We start from the raw sequence: 25540 nt of genomic DNA, 5'->3' as shown, positions 1-25540 counted from the left end.
GCCGTGATCATTTCGTTACCAGGCTTCTTGGAGTGGATCGCAACGCCCGCATCGTCCCCGAGAAGGGGCACAGCAGAACGGTGACGCCGCTTTCGCTGTCGTCGAGACGCCCGCCACTCGACCAGGTCACCGTTCCCGTGCAACGGTCGTCTCAGGTCAGTAGCGGATCGAGTCCTCACCGACGAACTGGACCTTGTCTCCGTCCAGGAACAATGGTGACCATGGCGAACCGTCGTCTTGTGCGGTCGACGTCAGTACGTCGCCGTCGAGCGGACCGCCTTCCGGGTGGAACGAAACGACATACCTTCCACCGAGATCGTGGACACCCCAGGCCGTGAGCCGGATTCCGCGGGCCAGCAGCGACGGGAACGCCCGGGTCAACTGCTCGTCGAGGATGTCGACCTCCGCCTTCGACAGGACCGCGCGCTCGAATCGCAGCGCGACCTGCTCCGACAACACGGCCGCTCGATACCGATCGGCCGCATCCTCCGGCGTCGGGTCGGATCTGTAGATGACGAGCTCGTCGGACCTGGCTCTGACCTCCACCAGCGCGAACTTCGGATCCTCGGCAGCGACCCCCGCCTGGATGAGCGCAGCAATCCGACCGAGTTCGTCCTGCCGGGTCATCCAGACCTGGTCGGCCGGGTTCCACCCGTCCGCATGCTCCTCCGGAGAGTCGGTCCCACCCATGACCGGCACTGTAGGCCACGCCGGTCCGGACTGACCGCCCTCGGAATGAGGCCCGCGACCGCCCCGACTGGCCGCACCGCCAGGGATCGAGACACGGCGGCCGAGCGGGTCAATGCAGCCACCCCGGCACGTCCTGCGGTTTGTGGCGGACCCCGTTCGGGCACTTCCGGATCGATGACCGACGACCGCTTGACCGCCGATGATCTCGAGTTCCTGCGACGCCCGCTGCACGGGTTCCTGTCGGTGGCGGCCGGTCCGGTGCCGGCCCAGCCACGTCCGGTGTGGTTCGAGGCGACGCCGCCGTCGCCCGACGACCCGGCCGGCACCATCCAGCTCTTCACCGGCCCGGATACGGTGAAGATCCGGCGACTCGCCAAGGACCCGCGCGCCTCGATCGTGATCGCGGCCCCTGCGGATGAGCGGGAGCGCTGGATCGCGGTGGCCGGTCGGACCAGTGTCGAGGCCGACGGCGCGCACGACCTCGCAGCCCGGTTGGCCTCGCGCTACTGGGATCTGGCCGACCCCACCCGGGCTGCCGATCTGGCGGCCATCCTGGCCGAGGACCAGGTGCGGATCGTCATCCACCCGGAGAGCGTTCGTCGGTACAGCTACTGACCTCGACGGATGGCCGGAGAATCTGGCCCAGCAACGAGGCTGGCCGCTCATCCCCGGCGATCGGTGGCCGACCCGGATCCCGCGGTCATCCGAGAGCGGCGCTCGCCGCCCGCAAGTCGTCCAGCGCCGCCCGGGTGTAGGTGGCGAGCGGGACGTCCGCCGCACGATCGGTCTCCGTCCAGCGCGCCCAGCCCTGGCGAAAGGCGATCATCCCCAGTTCCGCCGCCAGGTGCGCGGTCGGATCGGCGATACCCCGGCGCAGCAGTGCCTCGGTCATCGCCGCCGACATGCCGACGCTCTTCGTCCGGTCCCGTTCCTGCAGCTCGGTGTTGGCCGCCACGGCGGCCTTGATCCGCGGCCCGAGATCTCTGTTGAACGACGTCATCTCGGACGACACACGGTCCAATCCCGCAGCGACAGCCTCGAGCGGCGTCGCATCCTCGGGAGCATCGGCGATCCCCTCGGACAGCAGCCGGCTCAACGCCTCCTGACCGGCGACCAGCACCTCCCGCTTGTCCGGGAAGTGCCGGAAGAAGGTGCTCTTGGTGACCCCGGCCCGCTCGGCGATCTCGGCCACCGTGGTCGCGTCGTAGCCCTGCTCGGTGAACAGGTCGACAGCCGCCAGCACCAGCCGTTCCCGCGCGCCGGGTTCCCATCGAGCCATCGGTCGATCCTACTGATGGGACTCTTGTCCCATCGCGGGTGTATCGTGACGGGACAAAGCTCCCATCACTTGGAGGACCTCATGCACGTGTTCGTCACCGGAGGCACCGGACTCATCGGAACCGCCGTTGTCGCCGAGCTGATCAGTCACGATCACTCGGTCTCCGTGCTGACCCGATCCGACGCGTCGGCGCAGAAAGCGGAACGGGCCGGCGCCGCCGTCGTCCGCGGCGGGCTGGCCGACCTCGACGTGTTGCGCACCGCTGCTGCCGGCGCCGACGGCGTCGTCCACCTCGCCTTCGGCAACGACTTCAGCAGCCCCGAAGCCCTCGCCGCGTCGGTGGCCGAGGAGACGGCGGCGCTCACCGCTCTCGGCGAGACGCTGGTCGGCACCGAGAGGCCGTTGGTGACCGTCTCCGGTACACCGTGGATCCCTGGCCGGCCGTCGATCGAGTCCGACCCGTTGCCGTTCGACGGCCCGGTGGGCGGGCGTGGGCGCACGGTGACAGCGACTCTCGGGCTTGCCGACCGCGGCGTCCGGGCCAGCGCCGTCCGTCTCCCCCGCACGGTGCACAACGAGGGACAGGGTGGTTTCGCCGGCCTGCTCACCCAGATCGCCCGCAGCACAGGTGTGTCCGGATACCCCGGCGACGGGACTCAGCGCTGGCCCGCCGTCCACGCGCTCGACGCCGCGGTGCTGTTCCGACTCGCCCTGGAGCAGGCGCCTGCAGGCACCGCCTGGCACGCGGTCGACGACGAAGGCGACCGTGTGCGTGACATCGCGGAGGTCATCGGTCGGCGGCTCGGCCTCCCGGTGCAGCAGGTCCCTCAAGAGTCCTTCGGTCCCATCGGCGTCATCTTCGCGACCGATCAGCCGGCGAACAGCGAGTACACCCGCCGGACCCTCGGCTGGCACCCGACGCACCCGTCACTGCTGGCCAATCTGGAGTTGCTGCAGCCCTGAGCGGCCCGGGCCGGGCCGGGACAGCTGTTGCGAGAACTTCCAGCGGTTGTAGCCCTTGTCCCACGGGTAACGGCCCTGCCAGTCCGGCCAGACCACCTGCAGCGCAGAGAATTCCGGGTAGACCTGTCCCGAAGCGACCATGTCGGCGTCGTCGATCACCTCCAGGAACACCACCGGCGCGCCGGCCGTCCGGCTCTCCACGACCTGTCCGTGCCGGAAGGACTCACCCGCCTGCACCCGGGCGCCGAACTCGTTGATCAGCGTCACCCCGGCATCCTTCTTGCGCCAGCCGCGCAGCAGGAACTCGGGGTGCCCCATCGCCGTGAGCCCGATGGAGTAGCTGAACGGATGCTCCACCCACTCGTTGCCACACTCCTTGTGCTTGCACCCGTCCCCGATGTGCAGGACCGCCCACCCGAACCTGTCGATCGTCTTCAGGATCCACAGCAGGTCATCGTCCATCACCATGTCGCGCCCTCCCCCGCTTCCGACGCACGTCCGTGCGACAGGAACGACGCTAGCCAGCGCGGACGAGACCGACGGAAACACTTCGGCCGGTTGTGGACAACCTCGGGCTTGTGGACAACCACCGCCCCGGAGGCCATCTCGGCAGCAGCAAGGCTCCGCAGATCCAGGACCGAAACCGTTGCCTCACATGGAAAAGGTGCCCGATTCCCTCGCCCCTGCCGTCCGCCGAGGAACCACGAAGGCGCGGCCGCTCCCATCGAGCGGCCGGGCCTGTCGTGAACGAGCCGAAGGGTCAGGCGTTCTCGCGCGCACTCCCGCGCACGGTCATGCCGGGGATGACCCGCTCGCCGTAGGTCGAGAGGGTGCGGTCCTTCGCATCGTGCTGGAGATAGACGGCGAACTGGTCCACACCCAGCGCCCGCAGCTCCTCGAGCTTCTCGATGTGCTGCTCGGCGGTGCCGATCAGGCAGAAGCGCTCGACGATCTCGTCCGGCACGAAGTCGGTGTGGGTATTGCCGGACTTGCCGTGCGAGTTGTAGTCGTAGGACTCCCGCCCGGCGATGTAGTCGGACAGCGCCTTGGGCACGCTCGCCCCGTCCGCGCCGTACCGGCCGACGAGGTCGGCGACGTGGTTGCCGACCATCCCGCCGAACCAGCGGCACTGGTCGATGCCGTGCTGGTAGGCGTCCGGCCCGTGGTCGGTGATGTAGGCCGGCGCCGCCACGCAGATGGTGATCGATTCGGGATCCCGGCCGGCCTTCTCCGCCGCCTCCCGGACGGCTTTGACCGACCATTCGACGATGGTCGGGTCGGCGAGCTGCATGATGAAGCCGTCGCCGACCTCACCGGTCAGCTGCAGCGCCTTCGGGCCGTAGGCGGCGACCCACACCGGCAGTTCGGAGCCCTTCGACCAGGCCAGCCGCAGCTTGCTGCCCTTGTAGTCGACCTGCTCGCCGTTCGCGAGACCCTTGATGACGCCGATGGACTCGCGCAGCGTCTTCAGGGTCACCGGCGCGCCGTTGATCACCCGCACCGCGGAGTCGCCACGGCCGATCCCGCAGACCGTGCGGTTGCCGAACATGTCGTTGAGCGTGGCGTGCAGTGATGCGATGACCGTCCAGTCCCGGGTCGCCGGGTTGGTGACCATGGGGCCGACGGTCATCCGGTGGGTGGCCGACAGGATCTGGCTGTAGACGACGTACGGCTCCTGCCAGAGCAGGTGCGAGTCGAAGGTCCAGGCATGGCTGAACCCGTACGTCTCGGCGCGGACCGCCAGGTCCACCACCCGCCAGGCGGGCGGGTCGTTCTGCAGCACAACTCCGAAATCCATGGGCGCAGGTCGTCCTTAGATGAGGTTCTGCGACAGTTCGCGCTTGACGAACCTGCCGTGGCTCTTGCCGCCGATGTAGCCGGTCTCGTCCTTGATGACGGTGCCGCGGGAGATCACGACGTCCACGTGGCCGTCGATCTCGTACCCCTGCCAGGCCGAGTAGTCCATGTTCATGTGGTGCTCGCGGCCCTCGCCGATACCGAGCGAGGTGTGCCCGTCCGGGTCGTAGATCACGATGTCGGCATCCGCGCCCGGGGTGATGACGCCCTTGCGCCCGTACATCCCGAACATCCGGGCCGGTGTGGTGCAGCAGACGTCGACCCAGCGTTCCTTGCTGATCCGGCCGTCCTTCACACCCTGGAACAGCAGGTCCATCCGGTGCTCGACCGAGCCGATGCCGTTCGGGATCTTCGAGAAGTTCCCGATGCCCATCTCCTTCTGGTCCTTCATGCAGAAGGGACAGTGGTCGGTGGACACGGTGGTGACGTCGCCGGTGCGGATGTACTTCCACAGCTCGTCCTGGTGGCCCTCGGCGCGCGAGCGCAGCGGCGTCGAGCAGACCCACTTCGCGCCCTCGAGCTCGCCCCACTCCTCGCTGACCGCGCCCAGCTGCTCCTCCAGCGACAGGTAGAGGTACTGCGGGCAGGTCTCGCCGAACACGTTCTGCCCGGCATTGCGGGCCTCGGCGATCCGGGCCAGCGCCTGCTTCGCCGAGACGTGCACGATGTACAGCGGGGCACCGGTCAGATCGGCGAGCATCACCGCGCGGTGGGTCGCCTCCTGCTCGGTCTGCCACGGCCGGCTGGTGCCGTGGAAGTACGGACCGGTCTCGCCGCGCTGCAGCGCCTGCTGCACCAGAACGTCGATGGCGGAGCCGTTCTCGGCGTGCATCATGATCAGCGCACCGAGGTCGGCGCCGGCCTGCATGGCCTGCACGATCTGGCCGTCGCTGGACAGGAACACACCGGGATAGGCCATGAACAGCTTGAAGCTGGTGATGCCCTCCCCGATCAGCTCCTGCATCGCCTTGAGCGACTCGTCGTTGACGTCCCCCAGGATCTGGTGGAACGCGTAGTCGACAGCGCTGTTGCCGGAGGCCTTCTCGTGCCACAGGGCCACCTGGTCCTGCACCCGCTGGCCGTGCGCCTGCACCACGAAGTCGACGATCGTGGTGGTGCCGCCCCAGGCAGCGGCCCGGGTCCCGGTCTCGAAGGTGTCCGACGCCTGGGTACCGCCGAACGGCATCTCCATGTGCGTGTGGCCGTCGACGCCGCCGGGGATGACGTACTTGCCGGTGGCGTCGATGGTGACGTCCGCGGTGACCGGGCCGAGCGGGGTGGTGCCCGGCGCGAGCAGCGCGACGATCCGCTCGCCGTCGATGAGCACGTCCTGCAGCGCGGATCCGGTGGCCGAGATGACGGTGCCGCCGGTGATCAGGGTGGTCGTCACTGGGCGGTCGTCCGGTTGTAGGTCTCCGGCCGGCGGTCCCGGTAGAACTGCCAGTCGTTGCGGGTCCGGGTCAGCTCGTCCAGGTCGAGGTCACGGATGACGATCTCCTCCTTGTCCTTCGAGGCCACCTCCCCGACGAAGTTGCCGCGCGGGTCGACGAAGTACGAGCTGCCGTAGAACGGTGGCGCGTCGGCGCCGAACTCGTCGGTCTCCTGACCGATCCGGTTATTGGCTGCCACGAAGTACTGGTTCGCGGCCGCGGCGGCCGGCTGCTCCAGCTCCCAGAGCCGGTTGGACAGACCGGGTTTCGTCGCGGACGGATTGAAGACGATCTCCGCGTTGCCCAGGCCCAGCTCGCGCCAGCCCTCGGGGAAGTGGCGGTCGTAGCAAATGTAGACGCCGACCCGACCGACCGCGGTGTCGAACACCGGGTAGCCCAGGTTGCCCGGCCGGAAGTAGAACTTCTCCCAGAAGTTTGGCAGGTGCGGGATGTGGTGCTTGCGGTACTTGCCCAGGTAGGAGCCGTCGGCATCGACCACGGCGGCGGTGTTGTAGTACTCCCCCGCGTTGGCGACCTCGTAGACGGGGAGCACCATCACGATGGCCAGTTCCTTGGCCAGCGCCTGGAACCGCTCAACGGTCGGGCCGGGGACGGATTCGACGTACTCGTAGTACTTCTGGTCCTGTACGGCGCCGAAGTACGGACCGTAGAAGAGCTCCTGGAACCCGATGATCTTGGCCCCGGCGGCCGCGGCCTCGCGGGCCAGCTCCTCGTGCCGGGTGATCATCGATTCCTTGGAACCGGTCCAGGCCACCTGCGTGATCGCTGCTCGGATCGTCATCGGCACATGATGCCACCGGCCCCTGCGCTCGCGGGAGAGGGCTCTGTCATAGCGCCGGTCACTGCGCCGACGTCAGGGCGTGGCGGGTGTCAGCGCGAAGACCGGGATCCTTCGACCGGTGGCGCGGCGGAACCGCTGCCAGCCGGGATTGAGGGCGAGGGCCCGGTCGAACCCGCGGTCCCGCTCCACCCCGTGGAGTTCGGTAGCGACCACCGACAACTCTGCGGAACCCTTGCGCAGCAACGCCTCCGGCGTGGATCGGAGGTTGTGGCACCAGGCCGGGTCACGATCACCGCCGAAGTTGGCCCCGACCACCACGAAACCGTCGGCGTCCGGGACCGCCAGCACGCGGGTCGACCGTGGCTCGCCGGACCGGGCGCCCGTGGTGATCAACTCCACCACCGGCAGACCGGTCAGGGCGCCGGACAGGGTGAGCCGCCCGCGGCTGATCCGGAAGGCGATCCGGTCCAGCGCCGGCAGGAACCGCGCCGACAGCCGGGCGACCGGGCGCAGGGTGACCAGCAGCCGCAGTCGACGCCGGACGGGTCCGGTCCGCACCCAGTCGTGGCCGTCGGGCGGGTCGGGGGTCACGTCTTCATGGTGCCCGTCTCCGCGTCTGCGAGTCCGGCCGATGCCGATGCACGTGCGGGTGCCGCTGTCGGTGCCCTGCTCTAGCGTTTCCGGCAGTGCATCCAGCACAGCAGTTCGTCCCAGCACCGCCCGACCGAGGAGATGCAGATGACCGAGACGACCGCGAGTACCTGGGTCGACGCCGAGAAGGCGGACCTGCTGGACGCTCTGGGCAAGCACCGCTACCTGTTCATGTACACAGCCCAGGGTCTGACCGACGAGCAGGCCGCACTCACCCCGACGGCCAGCGAACTGTCCATCGGCAGCCTGATCAAGCACACCACCTCGATGGAGCGCGGCTGGATCGCGTTCATCCGGAGCGGCGGCGATGCAATGGCGGAGGCGGCCGGCGACTGGTGGGCGAACCACCACTTCCTCGAGGGCGACACCATCGCCGGGCTCGTCGCCGCCTATCAGGAGGTGGCGGCGGAAACCACCGCGCTCGTCGAGTCGCTGCCGGACCTGAACGTGTCGCACCCGCTCCCGGAGGCGCCGTGGTTCGAGCCGGGCACGGCGTGGTCAGCGCGCCGGGTGCTGGTGCACCTGGTCGCCGAGACCGCCCAGCACGCCGGTCATGCCGACATCATCCGGGAGACCATCGACGGCCAGAAGAGCATGGGCTGAGGGCGACGGCGGTGGCGTTCCCGCTGGAACGCCACCGCCGTCGGTCGGATCAGCGAACAGGGATCAGTGGTCGTCCCACTTGTCCGTGCCGCAGATCTTCTTCAGGTCGGTCAGCACCACGAACTGGCTGGTGGTGTTGTCCGCCCATCGCACGCTGAAGGTGGCGCGGGCCCGGTAGTCGGTGCAGGTGCCCTCCGGGACCACCGCCCAGCCGGTGGTGCTCGAGGCCATCCGGTTGGCACCGGAGTTGACCGGCACCGCGTTGATCACCACGGCGCGTTGGGAATTGCCCAGCACCGCGACGTCGACCTGTACCCGGGACGCCTTGCTCAGCTTGGCGATCCGCGGCACCGCGCGCACCTGGATCACGCCCTTGGTCGTCTTGTAGACCTGCATCCCGACGGTGTAGCTGACGCCACCGGCGCTCGGGTTCGCGTAGTGGTACGCGACGCCCGACTCCTTGCCCACCTCCATCGGGTTGCTGCGCCACCCGCCGTCCCGGCCGCCGTCGGCCGACGCCGACGACACCCCCAGCAGCGACGAGAAGGCGAGCACGGTCACCGCACCGACCGCCATCACCCTTGCTCTGAACCTCGAACTCGACCCGGCCATCGCAGATCCCCATCCGTGAGTGCGGCGGCGACCTCCGTTGGCCACGCCGGCTGTGGTGGCGCAGTTCCCGTCACCACAGCCGCGCACGCCGGACCTCACACAGTCCACACGACGGCGCAGCCCCACCACGCCGAGCGGCGCCGCCGAACACGCTGGGTCGACGACGCCGCTGGGCCGATCGTGTGGTGGGCGGGTGCCGGGTCACGCCTTTCGCAGGATCGCGGAGGACGAGCCGATGTCGGTGCGTGGGCCTACCGTCGGCTGCATCGGATGGTCAGGAGGGGTGGCATGGTCTCGAGATCGAGCCCGGTGGACGGGTTCCGCCTGGCGTACGACACGGCCGGCGAAGGGCCGGACGTGGTGTTGCTGCACGGCTGGCCCGGCTTCCGGGAGGACTACCGGCACGTGGTGCCGTTGCTGACCGACCGGGCCCGGGTGATCGTGCCGGACCTGCGCGGGTTCGGTGAGTCGGACAAGCTGTCTGGCCCGCCGCGGGAGCTCTACTCCGCGCAGGCCCAGGTCCGGTCCGTGCTGAGGCTGCTCGACGATCTTGGCATCGATCGGGCGGTGTTCGGTGGCTACGACGTCGGCAGCCGGGTCTGCCAGGCGCTCGTCGCCCATGCACCGGACCGCGTTGCCGGGCTGGTGATGACCCCGCCGCAGCCCGGCGCCGGCGAACGCCTGCTCGCCACCGAGGTCCAGCAGCACTTCTGGTACCAGGTGCTGCACCGGCTGGACCTGGCCGACGAGATGCTCGACGGGCAACCGGGCGCGCTGCGCGCCTACCTCAGGCACTTCTGGCTGCACTGGTCCGGTCCTGGTCACTCCCCGACCGATCAGGAGCTGGACCGGTTGGTCGAGATGTACGGCGCACCGGGCGCCTTCACCGCGTCGATCGCCTGGTACCGGGCCCGTCCGGGGCCCACCTCCAGCGCGCACGACGCGCCGCCCGGCCCGACGGACCGGGTCGCCACACCGACCGAGATCCTCTGGCCGACGGAGGATCCGCTGTTCCCGTACACCTGGTCGGACCGATTGGACGAGTGGTACTCCGACGTCCGGCTGACCGAGCTGCCGGGGATCGGACACTTCGTACCGATCGAGGCGCCGACGGAGTTCGCCGCCGCGGTCAGGCGTCGACTGCAGTGACGTCCCGGTTCGCGACCGCAGACCCGCGGTGGTAGATCCCGCACCACCACCGCTGCACCAGGACCAGCAGCAGGCCGAACCACAACCAGGTCAGCGCCGCACCGGCCAGGCCGGTGACGAAGAAGCCGAGCATCAGGGCCAGCACCCAGCTGATCACCGCCAGCAGCACGAAGCCCAGCACCGCGAGCACCGCCCGTAGCGGCACCCGACCGATCGCGCGGAACGCGGAGCCCACCGGTGCGGCCACGGCCACGGCCGGCAGCACCATCACGCCGAGCAGCAGCACCACCGACACCAACCAGGGCGACAGGACCGCCGCGCCGATTGCGAGCAGACCGAACCCGGCCACCCAGAACAGCATCGTCGGACGCCGCACGGCGGCAGGTTCACCCGCTGCGGCGTCGGTCGCCGCGGCCACCACGGCCGAAACCGCCAGCACCACCACCAGGAAGGAGGCCAGCACCCGCAGCCCGAAACCCCAACCGACCTCGGCGATCGGATCACCGATGATCAGCAGCGTCTGCAGCACCACCAGCCCGAGCCCCGCGCCCAGGTAGACCGGCCAACCCTTGAGCACCCTCATGACGTCGGCCTCGCCCCGGCGTCGAGGACGTCCTGGATCGACCCCTCGAAGATCGTGGCCTCACCGACCGCGATCATCATCCGCTGCTCGTCATCGGCCGACGACGTCACGACGACCTGCGCGCCGTCCACGGTCTCGCCGGCGCACGACACGTCCCGACCGGTCATGGTGCACACCGGCGCGGTCATCAGGTCGACCTTCTTCTCCACCAGCACGTCCAGCGCCGCGAAGCGCACCAGGGTCGGCCGGTTCCCACCGACCGGTGCCAGGGCGGCCGCCTGGGAGCAGCCGGCCAGGACGAGGAGGGTGGCGAGCACGCCGAGCAGTCGGGACCTCATCCGCCGAGCCGGTTCTCGTGGTCCAGCAGGCGGGCCATCTCGGCGGTGTGCTGTGCTTCCAGCGCCGCATCGGTGATCACCGACAGGTCGAACGGGGCAGGCAGCAGCAGTTCGGTGTTCCGGTCCAGCGGCGAGCCGCGGCGCATCACCGGGTTCTCCGCCCAGTCGTTCGCCGCCAGCTCCCGACTGCGCGAGGCGAGATCCAGGTACGAGCCACTGTTCCCCGGCGTCACCGGAGAAGCGTGGTCCAGCACGGTGGTGAACAACGACAGCGTGCCGTCCCGGTTGTCGACGATCTCGACCAGTTGCTGCTGCTGCGGGAAGTCGATGCAGGACGCCGTCGTGATCTCCCAGAAGCCGCCGCCGTCCGGCCGGGTGTGCGCCAGGATCTGGTTGAGGTGCGTGTGGCCGTTGAGCCAGCCGATCACCACCGGGTACTCGAGCAGGGCCGCAACAAACTCCTCGCCGCCGATCAGGGTGTCGCTCTCGCCCGGCCGCTGCGCGCGGTTCTCCAGGGTCAGGCTGTTGTGGTGGCTGAAGATCAGCGCGAGCACGCCCTCGGCCTGCGCCGCGGCGAGCTCGCCGCGCAGCCAGGTCAGCTGTACCTTCGGCACCGCGCCGTCCGGCCCGGCGACCTGATTGCAGGTGTCCAGCCCGAACGCCCGGATCCGCGACGTGAGATCCGCCTTCCACCAGGTCTCCCCGGTGTCCAGGTTGTGCTGGGTGAAACCGTGGCCGACCGGTCCGGGCCGGTCCAGGGTCGCGAAGTGCTCGACCATGAAGTCCCGCTGCTCGAACAGCCGGCGGGCCGGGTCGGCGGACACCGACTTCAGCCCGGGGCGGGTGCCGGCCTGCACACCCAGCGCGTCGGCGAAGCGCTGCAGAGGACTGGCGGTGGAGGCGTAGCCGGTCAGCAGCGTGGCAGCGGTGCCCTCCAGCGAGTACGACTTCTGGCCGCCGGTGGCGAACGCCCGCCACTGCGCGTCGACGTCGAAGGTGCCGAGCATCAGGGTGTCGTGGTTGCCGTAGACGGCGTACCAGGGCACCGGGAGTCCGGTCGATCGCACCGGCTGGGCCATCGCCTGGGCCAACAGGTCCGGCAGCCGCGGGAACCCGTAGTCCCCGAAGTCGCCGCCCGTCGGGTCGTTCGGCCGGTACGCCCAGGTCGCCTCGGCCCAGGCCTGCACGCCCTCCCAGGTGCCGCTCGACCCGGTGCTGGGCAGCACCGAGGTGCCGTCCATCAGGTCGATGTACCAACGCAACTCGGTCATGTTGTGCATGTCGGCACTGTCACCGGTGACGATCGCGGCGCCCATCGGCGCGCCGGTGAGCGGGCTGATCCGGGCGTCGGAGAACGACTTCACCATGGCGGCCGTGGCGTGCACGGTGAGCGGGTCCTGCGGGTGGAAGGCCGACCCCCAGGCGGCGTGGTCCTGGACGATCATCGGCTCGATCCGGCCCGGCGACTGGGCGTCGATCACGTGCAGATCAGACAGGTGCCCGAGGTAGAGCAACGAGCGCCGGGCCTTCGCACGGTCCGCCCCCGGGGCCTTCCGCAGCACATCCAGCCGCGGCAGGTACGGCTCGCCCTGGCCCTCGACCAGTGTCCGGTAACTACCGGACTGTACGGCGCCCTGCAGGATCGTCCGGTCCAGCGTGGTCCCGACGTCGTCGGCGACGCCGGCGCGGGAGGCCTGCGCGGCCGCACCGAGCTTCGCCGGATCGATCGACCACAGCGCGGCGAGCGCACCGACCCCGGCCACGAACCGGCGCCGCGACAGACCTGCCACCGACCAACCTTCCGCCGTGCGACAGCCATGCTGTCCGACTTGCCTGGAATGCCTGGATCGGCGCAGGCTAGCACCCCACCCCCGGATCCGGCGGAGGATCCCGGTGCCACACTCTCCGCCATGGCCCTGTTCCGCCGGCGGCGCCGACCGACCCTTGCCGCGCCGGCCTCCGTCGGCCCGGCGGATGCCGGTGATCTGGCTGCGGTGCAACGGGAATGGGCCAATGGTCTCGAAACGTCGGCGGCCCTCACCCGGTGGCGGGAGGCGATGCGGGACTATCCCGACACGCCACCGGAGCGCCGCATGGTCATCGCGGACGGTCTGGGCCAGGGGCTCCGGCATGTTCTGCTCGGCGATGGCCTGCCGGTGCCCGAGTCGGAGGTCGCCGAGTCCGCGCGCCGCATGCTCTGGCTGTTGGACCGGGCACCGGACGATCCGACGGTCGAGTCGCAGACCTACGCGCTGTACCGGCTGGCACTGCACGTCGTCCGGATCCGCGGGTGGCAGCCGGACGCCTGGGGCGGAGACCACACGGTGACCGTCGATCCCGGCGCCCTGTGGGCACCGGCACGACTGGTCGCGGCCCTGGAACCCGGCGGGCCCACCGACGCCGACGCGGCATCGGCCCTGGCCCGGTTCTTCGCCGGACCATGACCGGCGAACCTGGGGCCGTCCTGGTCCGCTCCCGACACCGCCGCTGACCGTTCACGGTCGACCCACCGACCGGCCGGCCTCGCCGGAGCGTCGGCCTTTCAGTTCCAGCGTCGGCGCTCTGTTCAGCGGCGGCCGTTCGTCGGATACGGCAGCAGGGCCATCTCCCTGGCGTTCTTGATCGCGGTGGCCACCTGACGCTGCTGCTGCGGGGTCAGCCCGGTGATGCGACGGCTGCGGATCTTCCCGCGGTCGGAGAGGAACCGGCGGAGCGTGGCCGGGTCCTTGTGGTCGACCCGGTCGATGCCCAGCGCCTCGAACATGTTCTTCTTCGGCCGCGGGCCGGCTCCGGTACGGGCAGGCATCAGCGTTCCTCGCGGAAGTCGACGTGTCGTCGCGCGACCGGGTCGAACTTGCGCAGCACCAGGCGTTCCGGGTCGTTGCGCCGGTTCTTCCGGGTGACATAGGTGTAACCGGTGCCGGCAGTGGAGCGGAGCTTCACGATCGGCCGGATCTCGTTGCGTGCCATGGGGTTCCTTTCAGGCTGCCTGGTGGCGGGTGCCGAGCCAGGGATCGAAGCCGTCGTCGTCGATCCACGGGCGCACCGCGCCGGTGGACATCTCGTGATCGGTGCAGACGCAGGCCGAGAACGCCTGCAGCAGTGCGGCCCTCACCTCCGGGTCACCGACACCGGTGAAGACCAGCCGGGTGGACCGGCCACCACCCGGCCAGCGCCCGGCCGCGGCGATGCTGAGCTGACCGCCGACACCGTCCCACTCGCACAGGGTGTGCGGGCGGCTGGCCAGGTGGAAACGACCGCGTCCGATGACGTCCGGCAGGGCCATGCCCTCGATGCCGGCGAGCAGCCGCTCCGGGTGCAGCGGGCGGGTGCTGACCAGTTCGAGGGTCCACACCTGATCGCTCAGCCCCTGCAGGTCCGGGCGCGCGGTGATCCGCGGCCGGGTGCGGACGGTCGGGAACAGGTGCTCGAGGCCTGCCTCGTAGAGGTCCAGCCGGGTGGTGGTCGCCCCGCGGACGTGCTCGACCAGCGCGTGCCCGACCTCGTCGGCACCGACCGTCAGCACCAGCCCGGCATGCCGCAATTGACCGGCCACCGCCTCGCCGAAGCAGCGCCCGTCGTCGTCGGACAGCGCCAGATCCCTGACGGCGAGCGGGTCGTCGTCGAACAGGTCGCGGCGCAGGGTCGGCAGTTCGACCACCGAGGCGGCCGACGCGAGCCGCAACCCGTGCTCGCCGGCGACCACCGGGTGGGCGAGCGCAGCGGTGATCGGCATGCAGTCCGCGGCCACCGGCAACGCGAAGAGGATCCGCTCCCACCGGCCGCTGCCGGCCATCCGGCCCAGGGTCGGCAGCGAGTCCTCCCGGATCGCACACCCCCAGCACGCGTGCTCCAGCGGCACCACGACATCGTCGACCACACCGGTGATGTCGCTGATCGTCCGGCGCAGGGTCCGCGACGCCCGGTCCAGGTCCTGCCGCAGCACGGCGGTCCCCGGACCGGCCACCAGCACATTGAACGCCGCGGTGTCGCGCAGCACGGGATCGGTGGTCGACAGCACGGCCACGGGTACGGTCACGGGCATCCTCCAGCTCTATTGAGAATCACTCTCATTAGAGTAACAGGGGGCGACGGTCCGGTAGCGTCGGGGCTCATGGGCCTGCGTTGGTACACCACGGTGATCGACTGTCACGACGTGCACGCCCAGGCCGCCTGGTGGGCGCAGGCGCTCGGATGGTCGGTCGCCGTCGATCAACCCGACGAGGTGATCCTGGTACCGCCGCACGCCTTCACCACCGGCGCCCAGTTGCCGCCCGAGGAGCGAGGCCCCGGGCTGTGTTTCGTCCCGGTGCCCGAGGGCAAGCAGCTCAAGAACCGGCTGCACCTCGACCTGGCGCCGCGCGCCGACGACGACCTCGAGGCGGAGGTCGCGCGGCTGCTCGCCCTCGGCGCACACCGGATCGATGTCGGTCAGCCGGACGGTGCTGTGGTGCTGACCGACCCCGAGGGCAACGAGCTCTGCGTGCTCAGCCCGCGGGACCAGTGACTGTTCGGTTCGTCAGTCGGCGAGCCAGGACATCAGGCGACCCCGGGACCAGCAGCGCCCCAACGCTTCTGACGAGGTCGTCCGGTGATCGAGCAGGGTCAGGCCGATGATGCTGTGCCCCGATGCCGGCCGGTCCCCCATCGTGGGGACCGACGGCGCCACGCCGACTCCCTCCACCGAGACCCAGGCCACCGTGCGGTGGGTCGCGGCCGCGTCCAGCGCTTGCAGGAACCTGAGACGGTCGCCGGCCGGCAGCCGGGACAGTGCCCAGGTCGACGTCACCACCGGGAGCGCGCCGTCAGGGACCTGTTCTGCGGCCTTGTCCACCCGCTCGATCACATCGCCCTGCAGCAGGCCGGGCCGTGCGGCCGTCACCAGGGCGATCTCCGCGTCGAGCAGTGAGCGCCGGGCGGTTTCGTCCGGGGCAACGCAGGCCCGCAACCACCGCGCATCGGCCGGTTCGAGGACATCGACCGGGTGCTCGTCGATCCCGACCCGTGTCACCACCGGCGGGATGACGGCGCCCGGAATGCGACCCGGCCCGACGACCTTGCACGTCCGCTGCACCGGCGACGCGGGATCGCCGCGGGTGCCGCCCTTGTCGTAGGTGAGCCCGACCCGGTCCACCACCAGGTTGAACCCGGCCACGGTGCCCAGGTCCACCAGCCCGATCGATGTCGCGCCGGCACGGCGGGCGGCTTCCGCGATCGCCGGGTACAGCACCGCATGGCGTCCGGTGACGTCCGTCAACATCCGGCGGTGATCGACGATGTCCCGCATCTCGTCCGCGTGGTCGATCAGCGCCCGCACCGCTGCCGCGCCCGCCGCGTCCGGGTCGCCGGCGGCGTAGGCGGCGGCCAGCTCCGGAGCACTGCCGGACAGCGCGAGATCGTGCAGGGCGGCCAACACGATCGGCGGTCTGCGCAGCGGACCGTTCGCCTCCGGCGTGACGTCCATCGCCGCCGGCGACCGGCCCAACGCCGCAGCCACCGCGGCGGACAGCGGCGAGGTCGTTGCGACCTCCTCGGCGTGCAGGAGGTAGATCTCTCTCAGGCTGCGGGCGGGCCGGTGACTCACCTGTCCCCTGGCGCCGCTCACCGGCCGGTCAGCTCCTCGACGAACTCCGACAGCGGCATCTCGGCGGGTACCTGCGGCCAGTCCGGATAGATCCTGAGCACGGTGGTCCCCTTCAGTCCGAAGATGCCCGATCCGTTCGCGCTCCACCGGCCCGACGGCGGCTCGCCCCGGCGCAGATACCACGGGCTGATCGCCAGCACGTACCGCGAGCCCGGCGACAGGATCACCGACGACGGATCGACGCAGTGCGTCGGCGACCCAACCTGACGGAACAGCAGGTCGGTCGTGTCCAGGTCGCCGGCCAGGACCTGCTCGACATGGATCTCGGTGTCGGTGAACGGCACTGGCGTCCCTGCTTGCCGAACGGTGACCACGGACCGGTCCCCGGCCACGGCGATCACCACCGCCTGCGCGGTCGACGCCATCTCGGCCAGCGAGGCCGGCGGCGCAATCGGGTCGAAAGCGTCGGTATTCGGCTCGCCGCACGGATTGGATGTGGCGGTCGATGGCACGGTCGACGTCGCGACGGTCGAGATCACCATGCCTGCAGGGGTAGTCGCAGATGTCCGGGATGGTGACGTACGGACAACGGTCGTCGGCATCCCGGGGATCATCGCTGTCGGCTGGATCCCCGCGAGCGGTGCCGGCGTGTCCTGGGTGATCCAGTTGACCTGCGGAGCCGCCGTCGATGCGGACGGCGCCCCGATCAGCACCAGCGCGCCGACGACAACCGCCGTCACCACCGCTGCCGCCGCGGCGGGCACCAGACCGACCGGCCGGCGGCGGGTGTGCCGGCCCTGCTCTCCACCCACCCTGTCCACCTCCCGGTCGCGGTCGATCCACAGATCCTCCGCCTGCGGTCGACGATCCGCTGCTCCGGGGTCGCTGCAACAGTTCGACGACCTCGCGGCGTGATGGAGTGTGGAGATCCGCAGGGCGAGGGGGTGTGGTGGGACCGGACGAACTGGAGCGGCTGGTGACGGCGTCGGGCGACCGGCTGCTACGCCTGGCCCTGCAGCTGACGCACCAACACGCCGCCGCCCAGGACCTGGTGCAGCAGGCGCTGCTGCATCTGCTCCGGTCGAGGGTGCGGCTCGACGCCGACAGCGAGAACGCCTACCGCTACGCCCGCAAGGCCGTTGTCCACGCCCACATCTCCGGGCACCGCCGCCTGGTCCGGCTGATGCCCACAGTCTCGGGCCGGCTCCCGGAACCACAGCGGACGATCGATGACCCGGCCGACCGGATCGTCGATGCCGACCTGGTCTGGACCTCCCTGATGACCCTGCCCGACCGGCAGCGCGCGGTCCTGGTGCTCCGGTACTTCGAGGATCTGGCCGATCCGGACATCGCCCGGATCCTGGGCTGTCGCCGCACGACCGTCCGTAGCCTCGCTGCGCGCGGGCTCGCCACCCTCCGGCATCTCGACGCCCTGGGCACAGTACGTCCGGCCCGCCCAAACCGCCTGGCCTCCTCCGACCGACCCGTGGAGCAGCAGTGAACGGATTCGAGAACGACCTCGCCCAGTTGATGCGCGACCGCGCCGACCCCGCTCCGCCGACCGACACCCTCCGCGAGTGGGCCGCCGACCAGCGGCGATCCCGCCGGAACCCCCTGCCCTACCTTGCTGCGGCAGCTGTGGTCGTGCTGCTGGTGGTGGCTGCTGTGGTGGTGCCGAGAGTGGTGTCCGATTCAGGACCGGCAACTCCTCCCGCAACCGTGACCTCGTCCGCCCCGTCTGCTTCACACTTCGCGACGTCCAGCGCCGCTGCCGGACCCGTCGGCGGGGACATCCATCCGTACTGCGGACTGCCGCTGCCTGCCGGGACGGACGGTGCCACCGGCTCCTTCGACCTGGCAACCGGCAAGTTCGATCTCGTGAACTCCGGAACCGTGGAACTGGAAGTGCTGGAGGGCGGGGCCAACCTGGTACTCATCCGGGACTGGAAGGTCGTCGGGGCAAGCACGGTCAACAATCTCGCCTTCGGCCTGCGGTCGGTGACCGCCGGCGAACGGCTGGAACTGGGCTTCGGGACGTCGGTCGAGTGGTGTTCCGGCATCGAACCGGAACCCGGCAGCTGGGCCGCCGTGATCGACTCCACCGCCACCGGTAACGGGGTCGTCTCGGAGTGGCAGTTCGTGAGCATCGAGAACGGGACCGTTTCACCCGCCACACCGATCACGCTGCCGACCTCCGCCTGGCGGGTAGGCGAGGCGGGCATGGGAGCGCTCCTGCTGGGTCGGCTCGATGTCGACGACAACGGCTGCGCGACAGTTGGTCCGGATGGTGCGGCGCTCGTCTGGCCGAGCGGCTACGCCGGCTGGTCCGCAGGCGGGGAGCTCTATGTCGTGTCCGACATCAAGCAGGTCGTCGCCAGGTCCGGGGAAGAGATCAGCGTCGGCGGCGGGTACACCGAAGCGAACCTCGCCGGCACCGCCTGCGACGGACATTCGGGCGGTCCCTTCGTGATCCAACTCGGACCGCCCTATACACAGGAGTAGCTGCCACCGGTCGTCTCCGGCCGATGTTCCAGCGGGGAACGCCCGCCCTACGGTAGGAACGGATCACCACGTCGCCGGAGGGGCCCGACCGTGAATCGACTGCCGCAGCACCGGCCGATGAGGATGCGACTTCTTTCGGTGGTCGGCGCCGCCGCCGCGACGGCGGCCGCGTGCGCGATCTGGCTGCGCGCCGACCATCCGTCGACGGCTCAGCTGATCGCCCTGTGCGCTGCGCTTCTCGTCGTGGTCATCGCTGCGACGTCCGTCCTCGCGTGGTGGTCCGTCGCGATCACCGTCACGGTCGTCGTGCTGGCGGCGTGGTTGCTGCAGACAGCGCCGAACGACGAGTCCGGCCTGTTCGTCGTCGGCGCGATCATCCTGATCATCGGGGTCGGCGCCGCTTCCTGCGCCGTGGCGGCGCTGTGCAGCTGGGCATGGTCAGCGCGTCGACATGCTCTCCGTTGATGGGGGCGAGCGCTTGGGAGCCGCCGCTCGTCTACGGAGTTGTGGACCGGACACCGCGGAGCGCGGCCGACAGGCGGGGTGAACTCGTCGAGGTGCTGCTGGCGGAACGCCACGGCCTGCTCCGACTCGCAGCCGCACTGACCGGCCGGATGGTGGCGGCCGAGGACCTGGTCCAGGAAGTGATGCTGCGCTGCATCAGGGCGTGGCCAGATCCGCCTCCGACCAGCCCGGGGGCGTACCTGCGACGTGCCCTGGTGAACCTGCATCACGACCAACTGCGCCGTCGCCGGATCGCGACGGAGGACCCGGTCGCGCAACCACCGGAGAGAGCTGACGGATCCGATGCCCAGCAGGACGTGCTCGATCGGATCGTGCTGCACCAACAGCTCTCGACCCTCCCCGACCGGCTGCGGGAGGTGTTGGTGCTGCGCTACTACGCCGACCTGACCACGACCGAGATCGCCAGGATGCTCCGCCGACCGGTCGGTACCGTCCGCCGGCAGTGCACGGAAGCACTGGATCTCCTGGGCCGGGCACACCTCTCCGAGCAGGACCTGGAGGAACGGGCATGACCGACAACGACATCCGGGAACGCTTCACGAGCGAGTTCGCCGTGATCACCGCATCCGACGACTTCACCCGGCAGCTCCGGGCCGAGCTGAACCAGGCACCAATACGTCGACGAAGGCACCTGTTCCATCCGGCCGCCCTGATCGCCGCGGCTGTCGTCGTCCTGCTGGTCGCCGCAGTGGTTGTGCCACAAGTGGTTTCCGACAAGGGGCCGGCGACTCCGCCTGCTCCCGCGATGTCGACCACCGCCCAGCCGCCACCTCCGGGCATCACTGGTGTGACCTGGACGAAGATGGATCCCCACTCGAGGCAGACGGAGTCGCTGCTGCTGCGCACCGACGGGACCGCGCGCTTCAACACGACGTGCCGGACCTTCGAAACCACCTGGCGACCTATCGCGCGTGGATTTCACCTTGATGAGGGAGCCGCGCCTCCGTGCGTCGGCCGCTCCGACGAGAGTTCGATGTTGACCCCCCTTCTCGGGCGCGATGTCGTCGCCCAGGTGGTGGACCATGTCCTGGTCATCGACCTGCCGGCGACCAACGGACTTTCGTCCCTGTACGACCCTGACGCCAGGACGGTCGTGACCGGGCCGTCGGAATGGCGCCTGTCGGACGTGCGCGGCCCGACCTCCCTGGCCGACGTTCAAGCTCTCCGGATGCGCATCGAAGCGGGCGTCGTCACGATCCACGACAACGCCTGTGGTGGATCGGCATACGCAGTCGTCCCGCTGACGGACTTGACCTTCGACCTGGTCTACTGGATGGGCGCCGTGCCTTCGGCGCTGGACTGCGCCTCCGCACCGAACCCACCCTTGGCCGACCTACTGCATGCGTTGAGGAACCCCGAGGACATCTCCTCAGCAGCCCTTGCGGGGTGCTGCGTGATCAGCGGAGCCGTGCAGGGGAACTCCATCGTGATCACTGCTCGCTCCTACACGCTGACCTTCAGCCAAATCTGAACCGCTGACCAGATATCCATTCGTTGGCCATCCCACCGCCCAGCACCCGGATGGATGGCCAGGGAATGGGCTGCAGTGCAGGGTTTTTCCGTCAGTGGACCAATACCTACACAGTTGGTGGGCAAACGGCCCTCGAACACCGGACCCGGAGTCGCCGACCTCTCGAACACCAGGGCGGCGTCTTTCCCAGGCCATGCAGCGCCCGCCCGCGGCGTACCCGGCCGGCCCAGGAACACGACCACTCAGACCGACCACGCCCGACCCCGCACCGCCCCACCACAGAAGCGGAGACGAGGAGGCACCGAAGTGGGCGCGGACGGGTTCGAACCGCCGACCGCCCGGGTGTAAACCGGGTGCTCTTCCGCTGAGCTACGCGCCCTCGACGGATGAGTGTGTCAGACCGCGGGGGCCAGTTCGGCCAGTGCGCGCTTCCAGGCGGACTGATCTCGGGCCTCACCGGGCTGGTTGACCTCGGCGAAGCGGACGACGCCTGTGGTGTCGACGAGGAAGGTCCCGCGCAGCGGCATACCGGCCTTCTCGAAGAAGACGCCGTAGGCCTGGGACACGGCGCCGTGCGGCCAGAAGTCGGACAGCAGCGGGAAGGTGTACTCCTGCACCTCGGCCCAGGCCTTCAGGGTCGGGATCGGGTCGGTGGAGATGGCCAGGATCTGCACGGAGTCGTTCTCGAAGGAGCTCAGGTCGTCGCGGACGGCGCACAGCTCGGTGGTGCACACCCCGGAGAAGGCGAACGGGTAGAACACCACCAGCACGGCCTTCTCGCCGCGGAACGAACTCAGCGTCACCGCGTTGCGGTAGGCGTCGGAGAGGGTGAAGTCAGGAGCGGTGTCGCCCACTGCGATGGTCATCTAGCGCCTCGGCCGGCTCTGCTTCGCCCGGGCGATCCGGGCGATCATCCACGGGCCGCCGGTGGGCACCGTGGTGGTCTGCGCGAGCCCGGCGGTCCGGGTGGCCTCGCCGATCTCGCTCGCGTCGATGTAGCCGGGGGTGCCGGTCTTGGGGGTGAGCAGCCAGATCACGCCGTTGTCGGCGAGCAGGGTGATGGCGTCGACCAGCCCGTCGGTGACGTCGCCGTCCTCCTCGCGCCACCACACCAGGACGGCGTCCAGCACCTCGTCGGTGTCCTCGTCCAGGAGCTCGCTGCCGATCAGGTCCTCGACGGCCTCCCGCAGGTCGTGGTCGACGTCCTCGTCGTACCCGATCTCGCCCACCGTGTCCCCCTGGGACAGGCCCAGCCGGGCGGCGACCGCCGCCGACCCCGAAGCCCCACTCACCGTGTATCGCTCCCCTTCGCCCATGATCCGAGTCCGATGCTGATCAGCCCACCCTAGACAAGCGCCGCGGCCAGGTGAACCCGGGCCGCCCGCAACCGGGCACCGACCACCACCGGCAGTTCCCGCGCAGCATGACCCTCACCCCCGACACCACCGACCGCTCCACCCCTCCCGGACCCCTGACCTGCACAGCGGCCGACGCCGACCCGGCCACCGCGAGCAGCGCCGCCGACCGCACCGGGGCACCCCCGCCGCCCCGCGCACACCACTGCGCCGGATGGGGAAGGATGGGTGTGCATCCCCCACCCGGGGTGCGGTTCGACCACCATCGACCGCCGCGCCCAGCGAGCGCGAAGGTCGTCCGTCAGAGGAGACCCCCTTGGCTGCGACAAGCGAGCCCGCACGGCACCACGTGACCCTGGACGGGTTGGCCGCGCAGATCCCGGACATCGATCCCGAGGAGACGCAGGAGTGGCTGGCCTCGTTCGACGCGATGGTGCAGGCGGACGGCACCCAGCGCGCCCGCTACGTGATGCAGCGCCTGCTGGCCCGTGCCCGTGAGCAGAACGTCGGCCTGCCGGCGCTGACCACCACCGACTACATCAACACCATCCCCACCGAGGCGGAGCCGTTCTTCCCCGGCGACGAGGGCATCGAGCGCACCTATCGCCGCTGGATCCGCTGGAACGCCGCGATCATGGTGCACCGCGCGCAGCGGCCGGGCATCGGCGTCGGCGGGCACATCTCCACCTACGCCTCGTCCGCCAGCCTGTACGAGGTCGGCTACAACCACTTCTTCCGCGGCAAGGACCACCCCGGCGGCGGCGACCACGTCTTCTTCCAGGGCCACGCCTCCCCCGGCATGTACGCCCGCGCCTTCCTCGAGGGCCGTCTCTCCGCCGCTGATCTCGACGGCTTCCGGCAGGAGGTCTCGCACCCGGGCGGCGGCATCCCGTCGTACCCGCACCCGCGGCTGATGCCGGACTTCTGGGAGAACCCGACGGTGTCGATGGGCCTCGGCCCGATGAACGCCATCCAGCAGGCCCGGTTCAACCGCTACCTGGCCAACCGCGGCATCAAGGACACCTCCGACCAGCACGTCTGGGCCTTCCTCGGCGACGGCGAGCTCGACGAGGTGGAGTCACGCGGCCTGGTGCACGTCGCCGCGCTGGACGGCCTGGACAACCTGACCTTCGTCATCAACTGCAACCTGCAGCGGCTCGACGGACCGGTGCGCGGCAACGGCAAGATCATCCAGGAGCTCGAGGCGTTCTTCCGCGGCGCCGGCTGGAACGTCATCAAGTGCATCTGGGGCCGCGAGTGGGACGCACTGCTGCACGCCGACCGTGACGGCGCCCTGGTGAACCTGATGAACACCACGGCCGACGGCGACTTCCAGACCTACCGGGCCAACGACGGTGCCTACGTCCGGGACCACTTCTTCGGCCGCGACCCGCGCACCAAGGCCATGGTCGCCGGGATGACCGACGACGACATCTGGCAGCTGCGCCGCGGCGGCCACGACTACCGCAAGATCTACGCCGCCTACCACGCGGCGATGCGGCACGTCGGCCAGCCGACGGTGATCCTGGCGCACACCATCAAGGGCTTCGGCCTCGGCCCGTCCTTCCAGGGCCGCAACGCCACGCACCAGATGAAGAAGATGACCCTGCAGAACCTCAAGGAGTTCCGCGACGGTCTGGACCTGCCGATCATCGACGCCGAGCTGGAGGAGAACCCTTACCAGCCGCCGTATTTCCACCCCGGCAACGACACCGAGGAGATCCGCTACCTCAAGGAGCGCCGGGCCAACCTCGGCGGTTTCGTGCCGGAGCGCCGGGTCACCAGCAAGCCGCTGGTGCTGCCGGGCGACAAGGTCTACGAGGTGATGAGCAAGGGCTCCGGCAAGCAGGAGATCGCCACCACCATGGCGTTCGTCCGGCTGGTCCGCGACCTGTTCAAGGATCCGGAGATCGGCCACCGCATCGTGCCGATCATCCCGGACGAGGCCCGCACCTTCGGCATGGACTCGTTCTTCCCGACGCAGAAGATCTACAACCCGTCCGGCCAGCTGTACACGGCCGTCGACGCGAACCTGATGCTCGCCTACAAGGAGTCCGAGCAGGGCGTCATCCTGCACGAGGGCATCAACGAGGCCGGCTCCACCGCCACCTACACCGCGGTGTCCACCAGCTACGCCACCCACGGCGTGCCGATGATCCCGATGTACATCTTCTACTCGATGTTCGGGTTCCAGCGGACCGGTGACGGCTTCTGGGCCGTCGGCGACCAGATGGGCCGCGGCTTCATCCTGGGCGCCACCGCGGGCCGCACCACGCTGACCGGCGAGGGCCTGCAGCACGCCGACGGCCACTCGCACCTGCTGGCCGCGACGATGCCGCACATCGTCGCCTACGACCCGGCGTTCGCCTACGAGATCGGGCACATCGTCAAGGACGGCCTGCGCCGGATGTACACGAACGACTCGTCCGGCGACGGCCCGGCCGGCCCGGGAGTGCTGAAGGGCGAGGACATCTCGTACTACATCACGATGTACAACGAGCCCTACCAGCAGCCCGCGGCGCCGGCTGACCTGGACGTCGACGGCCTGGTCAAGGGCATGTACCTGCTCTCGCCGGCCACCGGCGACCCGGAGACGGCGAAGGTGCAGCTGCTGGCCTCCGGCGTCGGCGTGCGCTGGGCCCTGGAGGCCCAGCAACTGCTGGCCGACGACTGGAGCGTGGATGCCGCGGTGTGGTCGGTGACCAGCTGGACCGAGCTGCGCCGGGACGCCGAGACCATCGAGCGGGCCAAGCTGCTCGACCCGGCCGGCGAGCACCCGCTGCCCTACGTGACCCGGGCGCTGCAGGACGCCCCGGGACCGGTGATCGCCACCAGCGACTACCAGCGCGCCGTGCAGAACCAGATCGCGCCGTGGGTGCCCGGCACGTACACGGCCCTGGGCGCTGATGGTTTCGGTTTCTCCGACACCAGGGCCGCGGCCCGTCGCCATTTCCTCATCGACGGCCCTTCCATGGTCGTCGCGGCACTGTCGGCATTGGAGAACGACGGCGCCTATCGGGCCGGTGCGGCGGCCGAGGCGGCGACCCGTTACGAGTTGCACGACGCCAGTGCCGGACGTTCCGGGAATGCGGGTGGCGAATCCTGAAATGACGGGCGGATCACGGCTGTGTCACTGCGATGTCACC

The 25540-nt window shown here is 69.8% G+C and carries 30 protein-coding genes and 1 tRNA gene; 12 read left to right on the top strand and 19 right to left on the bottom strand.

What is annotated here, in order from left to right; genetic code table 11:
* Positions 1 to 156 precede the first annotated feature (156 nt).
* A complete protein-coding gene (locus tag GIS00_RS06680; RefSeq protein WP_154767447.1) occupies positions 157 to 690 on the bottom strand; it encodes a hypothetical protein in 534 nt (177 codons plus the stop codon).
* A gap of 174 nt (positions 691 to 864) precedes the next feature.
* Between GIS00_RS06680 and GIS00_RS06675 the strand changes: the two genes are divergently transcribed.
* On the top strand, positions 865 to 1305 hold the full coding sequence (locus GIS00_RS06675) for a pyridoxamine 5'-phosphate oxidase family protein (RefSeq protein ID WP_154767446.1): 441 nt from the start codon (positions 865 to 867) through the stop codon (positions 1303 to 1305).
* Positions 1306 to 1390: 85 nt separating this feature from the next.
* Here the strand turns inward: GIS00_RS06675 and GIS00_RS06670 are convergent, their stop codons facing one another.
* Positions 1391 to 1969: a TetR/AcrR family transcriptional regulator gene (locus GIS00_RS06670; protein WP_154767445.1), complete on the bottom strand. Its 579-nt coding sequence runs from the start codon at positions 1967 to 1969 to the stop codon at positions 1391 to 1393.
* A gap of 81 nt (positions 1970 to 2050) precedes the next feature.
* Between GIS00_RS06670 and GIS00_RS06665 the strand changes: the two genes are divergently transcribed.
* Positions 2051 to 2932 carry an SDR family oxidoreductase gene (locus tag GIS00_RS06665; protein ID WP_154767444.1) on the top strand — a complete coding sequence of 294 codons (882 nt, stop codon included), beginning with the start codon at positions 2051 to 2053 and terminating at the stop codon, positions 2930 to 2932.
* Here GIS00_RS06665 and GIS00_RS06660 read toward each other — a convergent pair.
* The 5 genes from GIS00_RS06660 to GIS00_RS06640 all read right to left on the bottom strand — a co-directional run bounded on the left by GIS00_RS06660 (position 2897) and on the right by GIS00_RS06640 (position 7612).
* Entirely contained in the window at positions 2897 to 3400 is a 504-nt protein-coding gene (locus GIS00_RS06660) for a DUF4262 domain-containing protein (RefSeq protein ID WP_154767443.1), read from the bottom strand. The two genes, GIS00_RS06665 and GIS00_RS06660, sit on opposite strands and share 36 nt — an antisense overlap.
* A gap of 292 nt (positions 3401 to 3692) precedes the next feature.
* Positions 3693 to 4730, bottom strand: coding sequence for a TIGR03842 family LLM class F420-dependent oxidoreductase (locus GIS00_RS06655; protein ID WP_154767442.1), 1038 nt, complete (start codon positions 4728 to 4730; stop codon positions 3693 to 3695).
* 15 nt (positions 4731 to 4745) lie between these two features.
* Positions 4746 to 6179 carry a dihydropyrimidinase gene (gene hydA / locus GIS00_RS06650; protein WP_322097603.1) on the bottom strand — a complete coding sequence of 478 codons (1434 nt, stop codon included), beginning with the start codon at positions 6177 to 6179 and terminating at the stop codon, positions 4746 to 4748.
* Positions 6176 to 7021 carry a nitrilase-related carbon-nitrogen hydrolase gene (locus GIS00_RS06645; protein ID WP_154767440.1) on the bottom strand — a complete coding sequence of 282 codons (846 nt, stop codon included), beginning with the start codon at positions 7019 to 7021 and terminating at the stop codon, positions 6176 to 6178. The genes hydA and GIS00_RS06645 overlap by 4 nt, the downstream gene beginning before the upstream one ends.
* A 72-nt stretch (positions 7022 to 7093) precedes the next feature.
* Positions 7094 to 7612 (bottom strand): nitroreductase family deazaflavin-dependent oxidoreductase, encoded by a 519-nt coding sequence (locus GIS00_RS06640; protein ID WP_322097602.1) that lies wholly within the window; start codon positions 7610 to 7612, stop codon positions 7094 to 7096.
* A gap of 147 nt (positions 7613 to 7759) precedes the next feature.
* Here GIS00_RS06640 and GIS00_RS06635 point away from each other — a divergent pair, with 147 nt between their 5' ends.
* Positions 7760 to 8275: a DinB family protein gene (locus tag GIS00_RS06635; RefSeq protein ID WP_154767439.1), complete on the top strand. Its 516-nt coding sequence runs from the start codon at positions 7760 to 7762 to the stop codon at positions 8273 to 8275.
* A gap of 63 nt (positions 8276 to 8338) precedes the next feature.
* Here the strand turns inward: GIS00_RS06635 and GIS00_RS06630 are convergent, their stop codons facing one another.
* On the bottom strand, positions 8339 to 8851 hold the full coding sequence (locus GIS00_RS06630) for a hypothetical protein (protein WP_154767438.1): 513 nt from the start codon (positions 8849 to 8851) through the stop codon (positions 8339 to 8341).
* A 324-nt stretch (positions 8852 to 9175) separates the two neighbouring features.
* Between GIS00_RS06630 and GIS00_RS06625 the strand changes: the two genes are divergently transcribed.
* Complete coding sequence (locus GIS00_RS06625; RefSeq protein ID WP_154767437.1) at positions 9176 to 10036, top strand: alpha/beta fold hydrolase; 861 nt, start codon at positions 9176 to 9178, stop codon at positions 10034 to 10036.
* Here GIS00_RS06625 and GIS00_RS06620 read toward each other — a convergent pair.
* From GIS00_RS06620 to GIS00_RS06610, 3 genes are read right to left on the bottom strand one after another with little or no spacing between them, the layout of a single operon-like run.
* Positions 10017 to 10619, bottom strand: a complete 603-nt coding sequence (locus tag GIS00_RS06620; RefSeq protein WP_154767436.1) for a hypothetical protein — start codon at positions 10617 to 10619, stop codon at positions 10017 to 10019. The two genes, GIS00_RS06625 and GIS00_RS06620, sit on opposite strands and share 20 nt — an antisense overlap.
* Positions 10616 to 10957 carry a hypothetical protein gene (locus GIS00_RS06615; protein WP_154767435.1) on the bottom strand — a complete coding sequence of 114 codons (342 nt, stop codon included), beginning with the start codon at positions 10955 to 10957 and terminating at the stop codon, positions 10616 to 10618. Before GIS00_RS06615 ends, GIS00_RS06620 begins: the two co-directional genes overlap by 4 nt.
* Positions 10954 to 12747, bottom strand: a complete 1794-nt coding sequence (locus GIS00_RS06610) for a TIGR03767 family metallophosphoesterase (protein ID WP_322097601.1) — start codon at positions 12745 to 12747, stop codon at positions 10954 to 10956. The genes GIS00_RS06615 and GIS00_RS06610 overlap by 4 nt, the downstream gene beginning before the upstream one ends.
* A gap of 120 nt (positions 12748 to 12867) precedes the next feature.
* Here GIS00_RS06610 and GIS00_RS06605 point away from each other — a divergent pair, with 120 nt between their 5' ends.
* A complete protein-coding gene (locus tag GIS00_RS06605; protein ID WP_230312846.1) occupies positions 12868 to 13401 on the top strand; it encodes a hypothetical protein in 534 nt (177 codons plus the stop codon).
* Positions 13402 to 13523: 122 nt separating this feature from the next.
* Here the strand turns inward: GIS00_RS06605 and rpsR are convergent, their stop codons facing one another.
* The 3 genes from rpsR to GIS00_RS06590 are packed head-to-tail and all read right to left on the bottom strand — an operon-like array spanning position 13524 to position 14996.
* Entirely contained in the window at positions 13524 to 13763 is a 240-nt protein-coding gene (rpsR, locus tag GIS00_RS06600; RefSeq protein ID WP_154767432.1) for a 30S ribosomal protein S18, read from the bottom strand.
* Complete coding sequence (gene rpmG, locus GIS00_RS06595) at positions 13763 to 13927, bottom strand: 50S ribosomal protein L33 (RefSeq protein ID WP_154767431.1); 165 nt, start codon at positions 13925 to 13927, stop codon at positions 13763 to 13765. Before rpmG ends, rpsR begins: the two co-directional genes overlap by 1 nt.
* A gap of 10 nt (positions 13928 to 13937) precedes the next feature.
* A complete protein-coding gene (locus GIS00_RS06590; protein WP_322097600.1) occupies positions 13938 to 14996 on the bottom strand; it encodes a GTP-binding protein in 1059 nt (352 codons plus the stop codon).
* Between the two features lie 75 nt (positions 14997 to 15071).
* On the opposite strand from GIS00_RS06590, the gene GIS00_RS06585 reads away from it, so the two are divergent.
* The gene (locus GIS00_RS06585; protein ID WP_154767429.1) at positions 15072 to 15464 is read left to right on the top strand and encodes a VOC family protein; all 393 of its coding nucleotides are present in this window, start codon (positions 15072 to 15074) and stop codon (positions 15462 to 15464) included.
* A gap of 12 nt (positions 15465 to 15476) precedes the next feature.
* Here the strand turns inward: GIS00_RS06585 and GIS00_RS06580 are convergent, their stop codons facing one another.
* Together GIS00_RS06580 and GIS00_RS06575 are read right to left on the bottom strand one after the other, a co-directional pair.
* Complete coding sequence (locus GIS00_RS06580) at positions 15477 to 16562, bottom strand: DUF2332 domain-containing protein (RefSeq protein WP_322097599.1); 1086 nt, start codon at positions 16560 to 16562, stop codon at positions 15477 to 15479.
* Positions 16559 to 17353 carry a hypothetical protein gene (locus GIS00_RS06575; RefSeq protein WP_322097598.1) on the bottom strand — a complete coding sequence of 265 codons (795 nt, stop codon included), beginning with the start codon at positions 17351 to 17353 and terminating at the stop codon, positions 16559 to 16561. Before GIS00_RS06575 ends, GIS00_RS06580 begins: the two co-directional genes overlap by 4 nt.
* Before the next feature lie 137 nt (positions 17354 to 17490).
* Between GIS00_RS06575 and GIS00_RS06570 the strand changes: the two genes are divergently transcribed.
* From GIS00_RS06570 to GIS00_RS06550, 5 genes are all read left to right on the top strand, one after another.
* Complete coding sequence (locus GIS00_RS06570; RefSeq protein WP_196073148.1) at positions 17491 to 18042, top strand: sigma-70 family RNA polymerase sigma factor; 552 nt, start codon at positions 17491 to 17493, stop codon at positions 18040 to 18042.
* Complete coding sequence (locus tag GIS00_RS06565) at positions 18039 to 19043, top strand: hypothetical protein (RefSeq protein ID WP_154767426.1); 1005 nt, start codon at positions 18039 to 18041, stop codon at positions 19041 to 19043. The genes GIS00_RS06570 and GIS00_RS06565 overlap by 4 nt, the downstream gene beginning before the upstream one ends.
* Positions 19044 to 19160: 117 nt before the next feature.
* Positions 19161 to 19508, top strand: a complete 348-nt coding sequence (locus GIS00_RS06560) for a hypothetical protein (RefSeq protein WP_154767425.1) — start codon at positions 19161 to 19163, stop codon at positions 19506 to 19508.
* The gene (locus tag GIS00_RS06555; RefSeq protein WP_196073147.1) at positions 19508 to 20080 is read left to right on the top strand and encodes an RNA polymerase sigma factor; all 573 of its coding nucleotides are present in this window, start codon (positions 19508 to 19510) and stop codon (positions 20078 to 20080) included. The genes GIS00_RS06560 and GIS00_RS06555 overlap by 1 nt, the downstream gene beginning before the upstream one ends.
* Positions 20077 to 21039 carry a hypothetical protein gene (locus GIS00_RS06550; RefSeq protein WP_154767423.1) on the top strand — a complete coding sequence of 321 codons (963 nt, stop codon included), beginning with the start codon at positions 20077 to 20079 and terminating at the stop codon, positions 21037 to 21039. Before GIS00_RS06555 ends, GIS00_RS06550 begins: the two co-directional genes overlap by 4 nt.
* A gap of 307 nt (positions 21040 to 21346) precedes the next feature.
* Here the strand turns inward: GIS00_RS06550 and GIS00_RS06545 are convergent.
* The 3 genes from GIS00_RS06545 to GIS00_RS06535 form a co-directional block, all read right to left on the bottom strand.
* Positions 21347 to 21418, bottom strand: a tRNA-Val gene (locus GIS00_RS06545).
* Positions 21419 to 21434: 16 nt separating this feature from the next.
* Positions 21435 to 21905: a peroxiredoxin gene (locus GIS00_RS06540; RefSeq protein WP_154767422.1), complete on the bottom strand. Its 471-nt coding sequence runs from the start codon at positions 21903 to 21905 to the stop codon at positions 21435 to 21437.
* Positions 21906 to 22331 (bottom strand): DUF3052 domain-containing protein, encoded by a 426-nt coding sequence (locus GIS00_RS06535; RefSeq protein ID WP_322097597.1) that lies wholly within the window; start codon positions 22329 to 22331, stop codon positions 21906 to 21908.
* A 277-nt stretch (positions 22332 to 22608) separates the two neighbouring features.
* Here GIS00_RS06535 and aceE point away from each other — a divergent pair, with 277 nt between their 5' ends.
* The gene (gene aceE, locus GIS00_RS06530; RefSeq protein ID WP_154767420.1) at positions 22609 to 25500 is read left to right on the top strand and encodes a pyruvate dehydrogenase (acetyl-transferring), homodimeric type; all 2892 of its coding nucleotides are present in this window, start codon (positions 22609 to 22611) and stop codon (positions 25498 to 25500) included.
* The last annotated feature ends 40 nt before the right edge of the window (positions 25501 to 25540 follow it).

This window comes from Nakamurella alba, from assembly GCF_009707545.1.
GTDB lineage: Bacteria > Actinomycetota > Actinomycetes > Mycobacteriales > Nakamurellaceae > Nakamurella > Nakamurella alba.
The sequence above is the reverse complement of the archived record's forward strand: the minus strand, read 5'-3'. Positions and strand labels throughout refer to the sequence as shown.

What these genes read in the sequence shown, in the direction of transcription:
- GIS00_RS06670 (WP_154767445.1), bottom strand. Translation starts at nt 1,969, where the DNA reads ATGGCTCGATGGGAACCCGGCGCGCGGGAACGGCTGGTGCTGGCGGCT.
- GIS00_RS06655 (WP_154767442.1), bottom strand. Translation starts at nt 4,730, where the DNA reads ATGGATTTCGGAGTTGTGCTGCAGAACGACCCGCCCGCCTGGCGGGTG.
- rpsR (WP_154767432.1), bottom strand. Translation starts at nt 13,763, where the DNA reads ATGCCTGCCCGTACCGGAGCCGGCCCGCGGCCGAAGAAGAACATGTTC.
- GIS00_RS06680 (WP_154767447.1), bottom strand. Translation starts at nt 690, where the DNA reads ATGGGTGGGACCGACTCTCCGGAGGAGCATGCGGACGGGTGGAACCCG.
- rpmG (WP_154767431.1), bottom strand. Translation starts at nt 13,927, where the DNA reads ATGGCACGCAACGAGATCCGGCCGATCGTGAAGCTCCGCTCCACTGCC.
- GIS00_RS06635 (WP_154767439.1), top strand. Translation starts at nt 7,760, where the DNA reads ATGACCGAGACGACCGCGAGTACCTGGGTCGACGCCGAGAAGGCGGAC.
- GIS00_RS06630 (WP_154767438.1), bottom strand. Translation starts at nt 8,851, where the DNA reads ATGGCGGTCGGTGCGGTGACCGTGCTCGCCTTCTCGTCGCTGCTGGGG.
- GIS00_RS06665 (WP_154767444.1), top strand. Translation starts at nt 2,051, where the DNA reads ATGCACGTGTTCGTCACCGGAGGCACCGGACTCATCGGAACCGCCGTT.
- GIS00_RS06605 (WP_230312846.1), top strand. Translation starts at nt 12,868, where the DNA reads ATGGCCCTGTTCCGCCGGCGGCGCCGACCGACCCTTGCCGCGCCGGCC.
- GIS00_RS06675 (WP_154767446.1), top strand. Translation starts at nt 865, where the DNA reads ATGACCGACGACCGCTTGACCGCCGATGATCTCGAGTTCCTGCGACGC.
- GIS00_RS06550 (WP_154767423.1), top strand. Translation starts at nt 20,077, where the DNA reads ATGACCGACAACGACATCCGGGAACGCTTCACGAGCGAGTTCGCCGTG.
- GIS00_RS06625 (WP_154767437.1), top strand. Translation starts at nt 9,176, where the DNA reads ATGGTCTCGAGATCGAGCCCGGTGGACGGGTTCCGCCTGGCGTACGAC.
- GIS00_RS06585 (WP_154767429.1), top strand. Translation starts at nt 15,072, where the DNA reads ATGGGCCTGCGTTGGTACACCACGGTGATCGACTGTCACGACGTGCAC.
- aceE (WP_154767420.1), top strand. Translation starts at nt 22,609, where the DNA reads ATGGGGAAGGATGGGTGTGCATCCCCCACCCGGGGTGCGGTTCGACCA.
- GIS00_RS06615 (WP_154767435.1), bottom strand. Translation starts at nt 10,957, where the DNA reads ATGAGGTCCCGACTGCTCGGCGTGCTCGCCACCCTCCTCGTCCTGGCC.
- GIS00_RS06540 (WP_154767422.1), bottom strand. Translation starts at nt 21,905, where the DNA reads ATGACCATCGCAGTGGGCGACACCGCTCCTGACTTCACCCTCTCCGAC.
- GIS00_RS06620 (WP_154767436.1), bottom strand. Translation starts at nt 10,619, where the DNA reads ATGAGGGTGCTCAAGGGTTGGCCGGTCTACCTGGGCGCGGGGCTCGGG.
- GIS00_RS06645 (WP_154767440.1), bottom strand. Translation starts at nt 7,021, where the DNA reads ATGACGATCCGAGCAGCGATCACGCAGGTGGCCTGGACCGGTTCCAAG.
- GIS00_RS06560 (WP_154767425.1), top strand. Translation starts at nt 19,161, where the DNA reads ATGAGGATGCGACTTCTTTCGGTGGTCGGCGCCGCCGCCGCGACGGCG.
- GIS00_RS06555 (WP_196073147.1), top strand. Translation starts at nt 19,508, where the DNA reads ATGGGGGCGAGCGCTTGGGAGCCGCCGCTCGTCTACGGAGTTGTGGAC.
- GIS00_RS06660 (WP_154767443.1), bottom strand. Translation starts at nt 3,400, where the DNA reads ATGGTGATGGACGATGACCTGCTGTGGATCCTGAAGACGATCGACAGG.